At 40.5% G+C, this 13,358-nt stretch carries 14 protein-coding genes; 10 read left to right on the forward strand and 4 right to left on the reverse strand.

Annotated elements, in window-relative coordinates:
- Positions 1–29: 29 nt before the first annotated feature.
- Positions 30–452 carry a secondary thiamine-phosphate synthase enzyme YjbQ gene (locus BM192_RS10190; RefSeq protein WP_037438929.1) on the reverse strand — a complete coding sequence of 141 codons (423 nt, stop codon included), beginning with the start codon at positions 450–452 and terminating at the stop codon, positions 30–32.
- Between the two features lie 83 nt (positions 453–535).
- Here BM192_RS10190 and BM192_RS10195 point away from each other — a divergent pair, with 83 nt between their 5' ends.
- The 3 genes from BM192_RS10195 to topB all read left to right on the forward strand — a co-directional run bounded on the left by BM192_RS10195 (position 536) and on the right by topB (position 4,287).
- On the forward strand, positions 536–1,396 hold the full coding sequence (locus BM192_RS10195; RefSeq protein ID WP_074588027.1) for a bestrophin family protein: 861 nt from the start codon (positions 536–538) through the stop codon (positions 1,394–1,396).
- Positions 1,396–2,301 carry a histone deacetylase family protein gene (locus tag BM192_RS10200; RefSeq protein WP_037443259.1) on the forward strand — a complete coding sequence of 302 codons (906 nt, stop codon included), beginning with the start codon at positions 1,396–1,398 and terminating at the stop codon, positions 2,299–2,301. Before BM192_RS10195 ends, BM192_RS10200 begins: the two co-directional genes overlap by 1 nt.
- A 126-nt stretch (positions 2,302–2,427) precedes the next feature.
- Positions 2,428–4,287, forward strand: a complete 1,860-nt coding sequence (topB, locus tag BM192_RS10205) for a DNA topoisomerase III (protein WP_037443261.1) — start codon at positions 2,428–2,430, stop codon at positions 4,285–4,287.
- A 21-nt stretch (positions 4,288–4,308) separates the two neighbouring features.
- On the opposite strand, the gene BM192_RS10210 is transcribed toward topB, so the two are convergent.
- On the reverse strand, positions 4,309–5,148 hold the full coding sequence (locus tag BM192_RS10210) for an aminotransferase class IV (protein ID WP_037443271.1): 840 nt from the start codon (positions 5,146–5,148) through the stop codon (positions 4,309–4,311).
- Positions 5,149–5,165: 17 nt separating this feature from the next.
- On the opposite strand from BM192_RS10210, the gene BM192_RS10215 reads away from it, so the two are divergent.
- The 7 genes from BM192_RS10215 (at position 5,166) to BM192_RS10245 (ending at position 11,507) form a co-directional block, all read left to right on the forward strand.
- Positions 5,166–6,362, forward strand: a complete 1,197-nt coding sequence (locus BM192_RS10215) for an MBL fold metallo-hydrolase (protein ID WP_234797539.1) — start codon at positions 5,166–5,168, stop codon at positions 6,360–6,362.
- 36 nt (positions 6,363–6,398) lie between these two features.
- Positions 6,399–6,731 carry a hypothetical protein gene (locus BM192_RS10220; protein WP_037443263.1) on the forward strand — a complete coding sequence of 111 codons (333 nt, stop codon included), beginning with the start codon at positions 6,399–6,401 and terminating at the stop codon, positions 6,729–6,731.
- Positions 6,722–7,558 (forward strand): hypothetical protein, encoded by an 837-nt coding sequence (locus BM192_RS10225; RefSeq protein ID WP_037443265.1) that lies wholly within the window; start codon positions 6,722–6,724, stop codon positions 7,556–7,558. Before BM192_RS10220 ends, BM192_RS10225 begins: the two co-directional genes overlap by 10 nt.
- Positions 7,548–8,480: a tRNA (adenosine(37)-N6)-dimethylallyltransferase MiaA gene (gene miaA, locus BM192_RS10230; protein WP_037443267.1), complete on the forward strand. Its 933-nt coding sequence runs from the start codon at positions 7,548–7,550 to the stop codon at positions 8,478–8,480. The genes BM192_RS10225 and miaA overlap by 11 nt, the downstream gene beginning before the upstream one ends.
- 215 nt (positions 8,481–8,695) lie before the next feature.
- Positions 8,696–9,226, forward strand: a complete 531-nt coding sequence (locus BM192_RS10235; RefSeq protein WP_037443269.1) for a hypothetical protein — start codon at positions 8,696–8,698, stop codon at positions 9,224–9,226.
- Positions 9,227–9,558: 332 nt separating this feature from the next.
- Entirely contained in the window at positions 9,559–10,101 is a 543-nt protein-coding gene (locus tag BM192_RS10240) for a DUF3347 domain-containing protein (RefSeq protein ID WP_051759787.1), read from the forward strand.
- A gap of 119 nt (positions 10,102–10,220) precedes the next feature.
- Positions 10,221–11,507 carry a citrate synthase gene (locus BM192_RS10245; protein WP_037439877.1) on the forward strand — a complete coding sequence of 429 codons (1,287 nt, stop codon included), beginning with the start codon at positions 10,221–10,223 and terminating at the stop codon, positions 11,505–11,507.
- A gap of 59 nt (positions 11,508–11,566) precedes the next feature.
- Here the strand turns inward: BM192_RS10245 and BM192_RS10250 are convergent, their stop codons facing one another.
- Both BM192_RS10250 and BM192_RS10255 read right to left on the reverse strand, forming a co-directional pair.
- Entirely contained in the window at positions 11,567–12,166 is a 600-nt protein-coding gene (locus BM192_RS10250) for a 2OG-Fe(II) oxygenase (protein ID WP_037439879.1), read from the reverse strand.
- A gap of 69 nt (positions 12,167–12,235) precedes the next feature.
- Positions 12,236–13,357 carry a DUF3667 domain-containing protein gene (locus BM192_RS10255; RefSeq protein ID WP_037439881.1) on the reverse strand — a complete coding sequence of 374 codons (1,122 nt, stop codon included), beginning with the start codon at positions 13,355–13,357 and terminating at the stop codon, positions 12,236–12,238.
- Between the last annotated feature and the right edge of the window lies 1 nt (position 13,358).

Below are 13,358 nucleotides of genomic sequence, written 5' to 3' on the forward strand. Positions count from 1 at the left end.
AGGTTGTATGTTTCAGATGAAATTGAGCGTTATATGCCCCAGGCTGTAATAACCAGGTTTCTTGATCCGGCACGATTACGATGCTCGCAGAGATAGATGCCCTGCCACATTCCGAGTGCAAATCTTCCATTTTGTATCGGAATCATAACTGACGCACCCATCAAGGATGCTTTAATGTGCGCGGGCATGTCATCCGGACCTTCATCATCATGGAGATACCCCGGATCATTTTCTGGTACGCTTTTGTTGAAATAATACTCGAAATCCTGTCTCACTGTGGGATCTGCATTTTCATTAATGGTCAGTGAAGCCGAAGTGTGTTGTATAAATACCTGACAGATTCCCGATTTTATATGTTGTATTTCCGGTAATATGGTTTCGATTTCCCTGGTTATCAAATGAAAACCTCTTCTTTTAGCACCAATTCTGATATTTTTCTGATAAATAACCATTGATTTTTTTGATTAAAAACAAATGTAAAAGATAAATATTGTAAGCTTTCAAAGGACCGTGTTTTTTTGGATATTTGAGGTCTATGATTAACTATAATCCGAAAGACTGGTTTAACTTTATCTTTCACGTTCACAAAGCAGATACAATCAGGAAACTCTGGCCGCTCATGCTTTCTGTAGCTGTATTTTCCGGGCTGGTTGCCTATCTGGAACTGTATTATTTCCGTGTTTACATCAATGATACTGTTAAGAACATTAGCATGATGCATAGTCTGCTGGGTTTTGTAATATCTATGCTGCTGGTGTTCAGGACTAATACTTCATATGACCGGTGGTGGGAGGGGCGCCGGCTGCTTGGTCAGCTAACCAATGTCAGTCGTAACCTGGCTATTAAATTAAAGGCTTTGCGCCTGGATAAAAAGGAGCTGGAATTTTTTAACTATGCGATTCCTAAATATGCTTTCGCTTTAAAGGAACATTTGCGTGAGAAACAGTATTTTGGAAAAAACAGTCTTCTTATCGAGGTAGATGGGGGCAAACATATTCCCAACCAGGTGGCAGCCAGTATTAATTCAAGAATTATTCAGCTGAATTTGGATGGTAAACTCACAGGAGAACAGTTGTTGATGTTAACGCCTGAAATCACTGCATTTACCGATATCTGCGGAGGTTGCGAAAGGATAAAAAACACACCCATACCGTTTTCTTACAGTGCATTTATAAAGAAATTCATTTTTATTTATGTCATCACACTTCCTTTCGGCTGGGTATTCAGTCTTGGATTTTTCGTGGTGCCGATTGTTCCGTTCATTTTATATGTACTGGCCTCCCTTGAACTGATTGCAGAAGAAATTGAAAGTCCTTTCGGGCTTGATGCAAATGATTTGCCTGCGGACGAGATTTGCGCTAATATTGAAAAACATGTCGGAGAAATTTTAAGCTAATGGTTAAAATTGCTTATCATCCCTGTTTTGCACATAGTTTACCCGAAGGTCATCGGTTTCCTATGCTAAAATACGAACTGATTCCATTGCAGCTGCTTCATGAAGGGATAGTTTCTAAGGATAATTTTTTTGAACCGGATCCGCTGGAAGAAGAGTTTGTATTACTGGCGCATCAGTCGGCTTACTGGGAACAATTGAAGCAATTGAGTTTGCCGCCAAAGGAGCAGCGCAGAATTGGTTTTGAACTTAATGAAGCATTGATGGAAAGAGAGCTGCGGATCGCAAGAGGTACGATTGAAGGGGCAGAGGCAGCGCTGAAGTCTGGAATTGCTTTTAATGTTGCCGGTGGTACCCATCATGCCGGCTCAGATTGGGGAGAAGGCTTCTGCCTGTTGAATGACCAGGCTATTGCTTCCTCTTATTTGCTGTTTAAGAAGCTTGCCAGGCGAATTTTGATCGTTGACCTTGATGTTCATCAGGGAAATGGAACTGCGCAGATTCTGGCGCAGGAAAAGCGTGTCTTTACTTTTTCAATGCACGGAGAGAAGAATTTCCCCTTTCGAAAAGAGGTCTCAGATCTGGATATTGGATTACAAGATGGTGTGAGGGATGATTTTTACCTTTCCACGCTCGCTAAAACTTTACCCGAACTGATCTCGGTGCATAAACCCGATTTCGTATTCTATCTTGCTGGCGTAGATGTGTTGGAAACTGATAAATTAGGCAAACTTTCGCTAAGCAATGCAGGTTGCCGGGAAAGGGACCGTCTGGTTTTCGAAGCCTGCGTTAAGTATGGTTTGCCGGTGCAGGTGAGTATGGGAGGTGGTTATTCGCCCCAGATCCGTGATATCGTAGACGCACACTGCCATACTTTCAAAACAGGTATTGCGCTTATAGGAGATTAAAAATAAGATTTTTCCGGCTGTTTTTTATCGGGCTATCGTGCTGCAGTCGTTTTAAATTAGATATAGATTAACCGAATCCAGATATTTTTGATGAAATTTATCGGTCCTAAAGAATACATATAACAGATGAAGATTGTAATTGCAGAGAAACCATCAGTTGCACGGGAATTGGCTAAAGTATTTGGCGCTACCGTAAAAAAAGATGGCTATATAGAAGGGAAGGGATATTCTTTTACCTGGGCATTCGGACACTTACTGCAACTGGCACCTCCGCAGGAATATGGTTACATTGGCTGGAGGAGACAACATCTGCCGATGCTGCCTCCGAAATTTAAACTGGCTATCCGAAAGATTAAAACGAAGGATGGGCTCGTGGAAGATCCGGGTGTACGGAAACAGCTGGATATTATTAAAAAACTATTTGATGAGGCTACAGAAATTATAGTAGCGACGGATGCCGGGAGAGAAGGAGAGCTTATTTTCCGGTATATATATTACTTCTTAAAATGTAAGAAACCGTTTAAAAGGCTATGGATATCTTCTCAGACTGACGAGGCTATTAAGGACGGGTTCAGAAATTTAAAGCCTGGTACGGATTACGACACGCTTTTTAATTCTGCACACTGCCGCTCCGAATCGGACTGGCTGGTGGGAATGAATGCTACACAGGCATTGAGTATCTCTGCAGGTGCGAGGTCGGTACTATCATTAGGACGTGTACAGACTCCTACATTAGCCATGATCTGTTCGCGCTATTTGGAAACGAAAAATTTTGTACCTCAGCTTTATTATCAACTGGGTATCCAGGTAGATAAGGACGGACAGTTATTTAAGGCAATTTCCATACAGAATTATAACGTTAAGGAAGAGGCACAGGTTCTCTTTGATAAAATTGAAGACATTCCGTCGGGTTTCACTAATGGAGCGCGCATCGTCGATGTAGAAGCCAAACCACGGAAAGAACCGCCTCCGTTGCTGCACGATTTGAGCAGTTTACAGCAAGAGGCTAACAAACGCAAGGGGTATACGGCAGACCAGACATTAAATATTCTGCAGAATCTTTACGAGAATAAACTGGTATCGTATCCGCGTACAGGTAGCAGGTATATCGGAGATGATGTTTTTGCCGGTGTACCCCAGTTAATTACTTCCCTGTGTACCCATCCTGATCTGGGTAAACAGGCAGAATTTCTATTGACTGTTCCATTGAACAAAAGGAGCGTAAATGCAAAGAAGGTTACCGATCACCATGCCATATTACCTACAGGTATTACTCCGCAACACCTGAGCTCGGATAAACAGGCTATTTACGATATGGTGATTGCGCGTATGCTGGAAGCTTTTCACCAGGAATGTATAAAGGAAGTTACTAAGATCACCATAGAATCGGGTTCCGTCTTTGTTGCTAACGGGACTGTAATCCGCTCTGCAGGCTGGCGTTCTGTCTTGAACGATAAAGAAGATGATAAAAAGGATGAGGACAATCCTTCATTACCAAAAGTTAAAAAAGGCGAAGCATTGCCCTTGCCGGTTAAAGCATTGCTGGAGAAGCAAACCAAACCTAAACCTTTTTACAACGAAGCTTCTTTATTAAAAGCATTGGAGACTTCAGGGAAAGAGATAGAAGATGAAGAATTGCGGTACGCAATGAAAGACAGTGGTCTGGGGACGCCAGCAACCCGTGCTTCAATTATTGAAACTCTAATTACCCGGGAATATATTCAGCGGGAAAAAAGAAACCTGATTCCAACACATAAGGGTCTCGCCGTATATGATGTAGTAAAAGATCAGATGATTGCTCAGGCTGAGCTTACCGGCTCATGGGAAAAAAGGCTGGAAGAAATCCGCTCCGGGGCATCGGTTTCAGACTTTAAAGCGGAGATATCTGAGTATACGCGTACAATCACTCAGGAATTACTTGCTGCGGGAACTGGTCTTGCTGCTAAACTTGTTCCTCCTGCGCCGGTGGCGGAAGCGGCAAAATAAAACTTACAGGCATAGCCGGATTTAAAGACCGGCCTGCTTTTTTACGATGGCAGTGATCTGGTCGAACAAATTTGTTGTGACTTCTCCTGGACGCCCTGTTCCAACAGCCTTTCCATCTATTTCTAATACAGGAAGGATATGCTTGGTCGTACTGGTAATAAATGCCTCGGATGCATTTGCCAGTTCTTCCAGGTTGAAGTCTCTTTCTACCACACGGAAGCCCTGCGCCGCAAGAGAAAGTATATTTTTACGGATTACTCCTGGTAATATCTGCGTTGCGGCGGTGATTATTTCCTGATCATGATTAACAATAAAGAAGTTTGCTCTCGGGCATTCTCTTACCCATCCTTGATTATGATACAACACATCATGTGCACCTGCCTGCCGGATTGTAGGCTGCAGCCAGATTGCCATTGCATAATCTAATGTTTTAATTCCTGAAAGCTGCCTCTGATAATCAAATGTCATCAATTTAATTCCTTGATCCTGTAGTACCAGCGGTGCTTGCAGCTCAGTTTGGCTAATCACCAGATTTGGCGGCGTGTTGAGCAGATAACCGTCACTTGAATAGCCTCCGGTTAAAGTAAGTCTGATTCCTGAATCGGGGATCTGGTTGTTTGCTGTCAACTCTTCCAGAATTTTTAGGATAGCTTTTCTATCCAGATCAATGTCCAGATGCATTTGGGCGGCTGAACTGAAGAATCTGTCCAGATGATCTTCAAGGAAAATGGCTTTTCCATTAACGGTCTTAAAAAAATCGAAGATCCCGTAACCGCGTTGGATAGACAGATCTGAAATCTGAAGACTGGCTGCTGTAAGGGGTACAAACCTGTCGTTTATGAAAACCTGCTTGTTTGACATAATATCTTTTTTATGCAATGATAAGAAAAATAAGCAGGCTGAAATCTCCTATTGACTATATTCGTTCTTTTATTGTAATCCCGTTTGAGATTGTACGCGCTATAAAGAATTTATTCATGATTATTGATTTTGTTGTTTTTCTGCTAATTTGCTTTCTGCTTTTTCTGATCTGGAGATTACCTGTTTTCGGAAGCCTGCCCAGGGGTAAAAGGCTGGAGCTGATTAAAAGTAAGTTTTATTACAAGGATGGCAGTCTGAAAAATCTTTCGGACACGCCAGTGAAGCCGGAAAACGTGAGCTATTTCCAGCTGCTTTCTGCTCTTTTAAAGAAAAACCCGCTACGCAGACCGCCTGCACCACTTCCGGTGTTAAAGCCGGATTTTACCAGTTCATCACAGACCAGGATTACCTGGTTCGGACATTCCAGTTATTTGCTGCAGATATCAGGCTTAAATGTGCTGGTAGACCCGGTATTTAGTCCGAGAACATCTCCTTTTAGTTTTATTGGCTCATTGAATTATGCGGGGACCGAACAGCTAAGGCTGGAAGACTTGCCGGACATTGATATTTTATTGATCACGCATGATCATTATGACCATCTCGATTATCAATCCGTCCTGAAATTAAGTGGGAAAACAAAATATTTTCTTACCTCGCTTGGTGTCGGGGCTCACCTGCAGCATTGGGGTATTCCGGAATCGAAGATTACAGAGATGGCCTGGTATGAAACAACAACTTTATCAGGGCTTCAATTCACAGCTTGCCCTGCAAGACACTTTACCGGCAGATTATTTAAGCGAAATCAAACGCTATGGTGTTCATTTGTTGTCCAATCTTCAGATAAACGGATATTTCTCGGTGGAGATTCGGGATATGATACCCATTTTAAGGAAATTGGAGAAAGGTTTGGATCTTTTGATCTCGCTATACTGGAATGCGGTCAGTATAACGTTTATTGGCCGTTTATTCACATGTTCCCGGAGCAAACCGTACAAGCTGCTATCGATCTGAATGCTAAAGCGCTTCTGCCGGTACACTGGTCGAAGTTCTCGCTGGCCTTGCACGATTGGAATGATCCGGTTATCCGGGCGGTTAAGGCTGCAGCGGATGTCCAGCTACCAATTGCAACTCCACATCTGGGTGAAACTATAACTATCGGTGACCCCTATCCGGTAAAACAGTGGTGGCTAAATTTATCGGTGGCTAAACAATAATTTTTTGCTGGTGTTATAAACAAAAACTCAAGCAGTATGAAAAAGACAGATGAAATTGAAATCTTCCAGACTGTAAGGGCTGACCTTCAGCCTTACGCAACTTTAGGATTTACTAACAGGCTTAACTCAGAAAGTGGTTATGATCTTTGGGCGGAACAGAAAAATGTGGTTAATGGACACGAAGTTCATGAATTGTTTTTTGCGGGTTTAGAGATTTCAGGTGATACGGTTATCCTGAGCTTATTTCCTGATGACTTTCCGCAACATGAGAAGATCAGTTTAGGGACACTTGATGAAGTTAAACTAAATCAGCTGGACGACAAGATTGCTCTGGCATTTAAAATATTTAAAGAAAACGAGTGGATATAGATCCTGCCTTCTGGCATAATGACTTCATAAAAAAGCTTGAGGAGAAAAGAGTAATAATCGGGCAGGTTTCTCCTGCTGACTCAATATTTAAGCTGAAATCCATAAATTGCAAGGAGACCGGAAATGTTATTTTTCTGAATCTTCTAAGCCTTGGGGTAAACTACAGTCCTGAGGCTTTAGTTAAATTGAAGAATGATTACGCTATACAAGGAGCAACTTTGATTCAGCTTTGGGAGGACGTATGGAACTTACGTTCAGTTCAGGTGATAAACCGGCTAATGTCTTTACTCGGTTTGAATTTGCAAAGGGTTCATGGACGGCAAACAACAGTTATATCCATCAGTCAGGTGGAGGCCGACCATTTTATGGAGCAATATCATTTGCAAGGGGGTGTTAAATCCAGATACCGGCTCGCCCTTATGGCCAAGGGAGACATCGTAGCAGTTGCAACTTTCTCTGCCAGGCGCCGGATGTCGCTTATTGCCGAAACATATTATTCAATTGAACTGATTCGTTTTGCTAGTGTTTCCGGCCTGGTTGTACAGGGAGGCCTGAGTAAACTGATAAAGCATTTGATTAATTTACTCAAACCAGATGATGTAATGACTTATGCTGACCTGGACTGGTCTGCGGGTGCTGCATATGAAAAACTGGGATTTACATTGGTTGACACACAACCAGCTTCGAAAATCTGGGTCTGTCGTTCTACGGGTAAAAGGTACTTTCAGCACCGCCTGCCATCTGACTTTGATTCCAACCCTACAGGTTATACGCCTGTTTTCAACACAGGTAATTTAAAATATATTTTATACTTAAATGGAAGATAATCCACTTCTTGTCGTCCTGGGACCTACCGCTTCGGGAAAGACCAGATTAGGGGTCAGTCTGGCGCGTTCGCTATCAACTGAATTAATCAGCGCAGATAGCCGCCAGGTTTTTAAAGATATGGATATTGGTACCGGCAAAGACCTCCATGAGTATGGGCAAGGTGAAAATGGCGTTCCTTATCATTTGATTGATATTCTTGAGGCGGGAGATAGTTATAATGTAAATGCTTTTAAGGAAGACTTCTATACTATTTACGGTGAGTTAAGAAAGCATCATAAGGTTCCATTATTATGTGGTGGAACGGGCATGTATATTCACACCATTTTACAGGACCAGCCTTATACAGCTATTCCTGTAAATACAGATCTGCGGGCTTCGCTTCCACAGCAAGATTCTGGTAAACTGCGGGATATACTGCTAACCTACCCGCCAGCTTTTACTGCGCATGCGGATCTTTCTTCTGCCAAACGAATGGTTCGAGCCATAGAGGTTGCTGATTATCTCCGGAGGAATGACCTTAAAATAATTAAAAGGCCCGTTTTGGATCCCTTGGTTATCGGTCTTGTACCAGATGTTGAGCTCCGCCGGTCCAGAATCAAAGAACGGCTGCAGGTACGTTTGCATTCTGGATTGATAGAAGAGGTAGATAGGTTGTTGAAAAAAGGTATTAGTCCGGAGAAGTTGACGTTTTACGGATTGGAATATAAGTTTGTAACTGCTTACCTGCAGAATGAGATGACCCGGTCGGATTTAGAGGAGAAGCTCTATTTTGCGATCAGACAATTTGCAAAAAGGCAAATGACTTTTTTCCGTAAGATGGAAAAAGATGGTGTTATAATTAACTGGATAGATGCCGGTCAAAGTCCGGAGCAGATCAAAAGACAGGCCCTGGCTATGGTCGCGAAAAAATGGAATTTATAATATACAGGATAAACGTGCGTTACGTGAAATATTAAATTTAATAAACAGGTATGTTCGTTCTTTATTATTAAAATAATATCTATTTACTGTTGTGGCATGCATTTTGTAATTATTGGGTATCTATCGTATGGATAGCGCATGTTTTAAAACGGTTGTTTTACCAATGTAAGTTTCCATCAGTAAAACAATAATACACCAGTTAAAAGAATACTCAAATGAAAAAATCTACTAAATTATTTGCGACTGCAGCGGCTGCAGTAACAATTTTACTTTCTACTCAGGCAAATGCTCAAAAATTAGGTATAGGAGCAAATGTTGGTGTGCCGACAAGCAAACATTATAATTTTGCTGCCGGCGCTGATGTTCGGTTACAATTTAATGCCACTAAACAATTATCAATTCCTGTAGCTACAGGTTATACTCATTTCTTTGCTAAAGACGCACCATATATCCTGGGTGGAGATGTACCTGATTACGCTTATATTCCTTTGAAAACAGGCTTAAAGTATTTCCTTGATCCATCTGGATCAGGTGTTTATGCAATGGGTGAGGTTGGAGCAGCATTTGGTGTTTCAAAAGACTCTAAAACTACATTTTTATATGCACCAACAATTGGTTATTCATGGAGCAGTGGCCTGGATCTTGGACTTAAATATGAAAATGCAGGAAAAGGCGATGCTTTACGTTATTTAGGTAACAACAGCGGGCAGATAGCTTTACGTCTTGCATACGGGTTCAAACTGTAATGTGCTGAAAAGGTCAATCGAAGTATATAAATTAAAAAACACGGTCAATTTCAGACCGTGTTTTTTAATTTATATATCTTTCTACTTATTTACACCGGAAAAACTATTCATCGGGTTTTGCCCGCATCTCAAATAATTGCAATATTTTAATTATAACAGCCATTTATCCTGTCGTTTTTTAAGTATTTGAAATTAAAATAGTATTTTGAGCAAAACACGAAATTGATAAATTAAACTTCAACTGTTCATCTTGAAAGTGATTTATTCATTTAAATTCTTTCAGGTAGGTAACAGTTTTGCAGAGCTTAAAAACGACAAATAAATATATAAGAATGATGAAAAGATATATTGGAGTTGCTGTGTTATCAGTATTTATGGCATGTAATTCCTCAGAGCATTCAAAAAATGCACAAGAGGATACTACTGTTGTTGCTGCCGATACCTTAGCAGTAAATAACGAGATCCAATTTAGTGAGCCCAGAATCGAAAATATTCTTAAAAACTATCTGATCTTGAAAAATACTCTGGTCAGTGGTAAAGAAACAGAAGCTCAGGGTGCCGCTAAAGAATTGTCCACAGCTTTAAATAGTTTCGAGGGCTGTGAGAATACTGCACTGATTGCAGATAAGATAGGTAACACTACCGACATCAAAATTCAGCGTAAAGAATTCACTGCTTTAAGCTCTGATATCATTGCATTGTTCGAACACGCAGACCTTAAATCCGGGTTCTTATATGTGCAGCATTGTCCAATGGCGAACAACGGCAATGGTGGAGACTGGATCTCTTCAGAGAAGAAAATCAGAAACCCTTATTATGGCGATAGTATGCTGGAATGCGGATCAGTTCTTAAAGAAATTAAACCCAAGAATTAAAAGCTCGATTCTTACTTTTTAATGACGTGCTGTTAATAATTATATAACAGTTTTGTCACCATTATTTAAGAGCTATTTTTATTTTAAATATTATTTTTGTTATTTATAAACTATAAGATATGTCAGATATTGCAGAAATTAAGATTGACGGAAAAGTGTACGAGTTTCCGGTTATTACGGGAACAGAAGGTGAGAAATCTATAGACATCTCTAAACTGAGGGAACTAACAGGACACATTACTCTTGACTTCGGCTACAAAAACACCGGTTCTACTAAAAGTGCAATTACCTTTTTAGATGGAGAAAAAGGAATATTAAAATACAGAGGATACGATATTGAAGAACTTGCGGAAAAATCTACTTTCCTTGAAGTTGCTTACTTACTAATTTACGGTGATCTGCCTACTATTTCGCAACTTGAGGGTTTTCAGGCTAATATCACCAAACACACCCTCATTCATGAGGACATGAAAAAGTTTTTGGATGGATATCCTTCCAAATCTCACCCGATGGCGCAGTTAGCATCTTTGGTATGCTCTCTTTCTACTTTTTATCCCGAATCTCTTCAAGCTAATTCTTCACCGGAAACAATGGATCAGACTATGATCAAATTACTGGCGAAATTTCCAACTATAGTCTCATTCATTTATAAAAAGTCTTTAGGTCATCCACTGATTTATCCTAAAAACAAATATGACTATGTTAGCAACTACCTGAATATGACTTTCGGTCAGCGTACTGAAGAAGTTGAGATTGATCCGGTTGTAGTTAAAGCAATGAACACTTTATTAATTCTTCATGCAGATCACGAGCAAAATTGCTCTGCATCTACGGTAAGAATGGTTGGTTCTTCTGACTGTAATTTATATGCGTCAGTATCGGCTGGTATTGCTGCTTTATGGGGGCCACTTCATGGTGGCGCAAACCAGGCAGTAATAGAAATGCTGGAGCGAATCAAAGAGGATGGGGGAGATACCGAAAAATGGATTAATAAAGCAAAAGATAAAAATGATCCTTTCCGTATGATGGGCTTCGGTCACAGAGTTTATAAAAACTTTGATCCACGTGCGAAAATTATCAAAAAAGCATGTGATGATATCCTGGAAAAATTAGGTATTAATGATCCTGTTCTGGAAATTGCAAAGAAACTGGAAGAGGCTGCATTAAGTGATCCATATTTTGTAGAGCGTAAATTGTACCCTAATGTTGATTTTTATTCGGGAATAATTTATAGAGCCCTGGGCTTCCCTACGGATATGTTTACTGTTCTTTTTGCATTGGGCCGTCTTCCGGGTTGGATTGCACAATGGAAAGAAATGCATGAAAACAGAGAGCCGATCGGTCGTCCGCGTCAGATTTATGTTGGGCATACCAACCGTGAATTTACTGCTCCTGAAAATAGATAATTAATTCAGTTAGCTGAATAGTTTACAGAAAAACCTCCATATTTAAAATGGAGGTTTTTTTATGCAGTTACTTTAAGCCAGCCAGTAATACTCATCCTGGACTTGTGACTTATTAATACCTCATGTGGTAATTCATTACTCTTAAAAAACACACCTTTTCTGTTATCAGGAGAGATCAGTTGCTGGTCTTTTTCGGGATGGTGAATACAGAGTTCTCCGCCGTCTTCCGGTATCCAATTCTCATTCAGATATATAATCATGCTGAATTTTCGACTTTGGTTGTTGCTGAACTGATCAAGATGGGTTCTGTAGAAACTGCCTTTTTCATATAGTGTATAATGAAATTCATAACCGGTTATACCGGTATAACACGTGCTGTTCAGGTAGAGGATGAATTTATCCATCAAAATAAAAAACTGCTGTTCGCTTATGTTCTCATGGCTTCTGTCAAGCCAGTGAATCTGGTCACTTCTAACTAATTTGTCTTTGGTTGAAATTTGTGCATTTCCTGTGCCTGCATCTTTAAGCAGATCGTCAGTTTTAAGTTGAAGGATATTATCTCTTAGTCCTTTAGCGAGTAATGTTGGGAAGAATTCTGTGGAAATCCCTACCTGATCAGTGATGAAACCGTCAATTAGCGTTTGAAATTCGTTTTGCAAACCTGCATTTTTACACTGTCTTCGGCAATCCGCCGTTCAGCGATCAAGGTAGTTATTTAATTCTGTCTACTATATTAAAAGATAGGTTATGGCAGATTCGATCATCATCTGCGTGAGACCAAATGCGATGAAATACATAATAACCAAAGTCATAGTTTTTCTGATAGTTACGGCTTTTGACCTGTTGTAAAATAATTTCAAGCCACTATAGAGATACCACATGGTAAATGCAAATAGCAGAAAACTGATGAACATACTCATAAAGGTGTCCAACCCGAAGATATATCTTTGAAGGACGCTCGTCACAATAGAAACAAGAAAGAATGCGGTCATACCATGAATGGTGAAAACGAGGTGATCAATATAGTAGACCTTGTTTTTTCTAAAGTTCCACATGATGAAAAGCGCAAGTAAGGGCATCAGCAGAAAAAACTGCTTAGGCTGATATTTTTTCACTTCCTCTTTAAGGCTCCAGTGTCCGTCAGACTTTTTTTCCAGAATTTTGACTTCTCTTTCTTTAGTCAGGTGTGTGAACCAGTTGTCACGGTCGGCAGCAGGTAGCTTGGACTGCCGGAGGTTATAAGCAGCAACAGTGCTGTCTTGCGTAACTATATGTGCCTTTTGGAATTTTTCTATTAACTTTTTTCTGGCATTGGTCGGATTCCTTTCCTGCTCCAATGTTATTTTCGTCAAAAATTTATGCTGCTCTGAAAACGTTAGTTTCCTGAAATCTGATAAGGATAATGCATCTGATAAATGCCGCATTGCATACCCGGATATCTTATTTGAATTATCCTGAGCAATGTCAAGCTCATTTTTAAGACTGTCCAGAGTTGCTGCGGTTTCAGTTTTTGATGTTTCGTAATCTTTATCATTATCACTAAGCGTATGCGGGACAATGATAAAATAAACGATTGATACAAAAATATAAAGGCTTACAGGGTGGATGTATCTCGCCCGTTTACCTGCGAGATAATCTAGTGTAACCTGCCCGGGCTGAGTAAGTAAAGGAACCAAAGTCTGAAAGAATTTGGAATCAAAATGAAAGTAGTGTCCGACACTGTGGCCTATGAAGCCCCAGAAAGGTTCTTTCAATTCTAGATTTGGCTGGCCACACTGGCTGCAGTAATGCGACTCAACGTCATGCCCGCAATTTAGGCAGTTCTTCTCTTTACGGTATTTTCCGGACATA

The organism is Pedobacter antarcticus (genome assembly GCF_900112985.1).
GTDB classification, from domain to species: Bacteria; Bacteroidota; Bacteroidia; order Sphingobacteriales; family Sphingobacteriaceae; genus Pedobacter; species Pedobacter antarcticus.

Coding starts and splice junctions, on each gene's coding strand:
- BM192_RS10190 (WP_037438929.1), bottom strand. CDS start 452: ATGGTTATTTATCAGAAAAATATCAGAATTGGTGCTAAAAGAAGAGGT.
- BM192_RS10195 (WP_074588027.1), top strand. CDS start 536: ATGATTAACTATAATCCGAAAGACTGGTTTAACTTTATCTTTCACGTT.
- BM192_RS10200 (WP_037443259.1), top strand. CDS start 1,396: ATGGTTAAAATTGCTTATCATCCCTGTTTTGCACATAGTTTACCCGAA.
- topB (WP_037443261.1), top strand. CDS start 2,428: ATGAAGATTGTAATTGCAGAGAAACCATCAGTTGCACGGGAATTGGCT.
- BM192_RS10210 (WP_037443271.1), bottom strand. CDS start 5,148: ATGTCAAACAAGCAGGTTTTCATAAACGACAGGTTTGTACCCCTTACA.
- BM192_RS10215 (WP_234797539.1), top strand. CDS start 5,166: ATGATAAGAAAAATAAGCAGGCTGAAATCTCCTATTGACTATATTCGT.
- BM192_RS10220 (WP_037443263.1), top strand. CDS start 6,399: ATGAAAAAGACAGATGAAATTGAAATCTTCCAGACTGTAAGGGCTGAC.
- miaA (WP_037443267.1), top strand. CDS start 7,548: ATGGAAGATAATCCACTTCTTGTCGTCCTGGGACCTACCGCTTCGGGA.
- BM192_RS10235 (WP_037443269.1), top strand. CDS start 8,696: ATGAAAAAATCTACTAAATTATTTGCGACTGCAGCGGCTGCAGTAACA.
- BM192_RS10240 (WP_051759787.1), top strand. CDS start 9,559: ATGATGAAAAGATATATTGGAGTTGCTGTGTTATCAGTATTTATGGCA.
- BM192_RS10245 (WP_037439877.1), top strand. CDS start 10,221: ATGTCAGATATTGCAGAAATTAAGATTGACGGAAAAGTGTACGAGTTT.
- BM192_RS10255 (WP_037439881.1), bottom strand. CDS start 13,357: ATGTCCGGAAAATACCGTAAAGAGAAGAACTGCCTAAATTGCGGGCAT.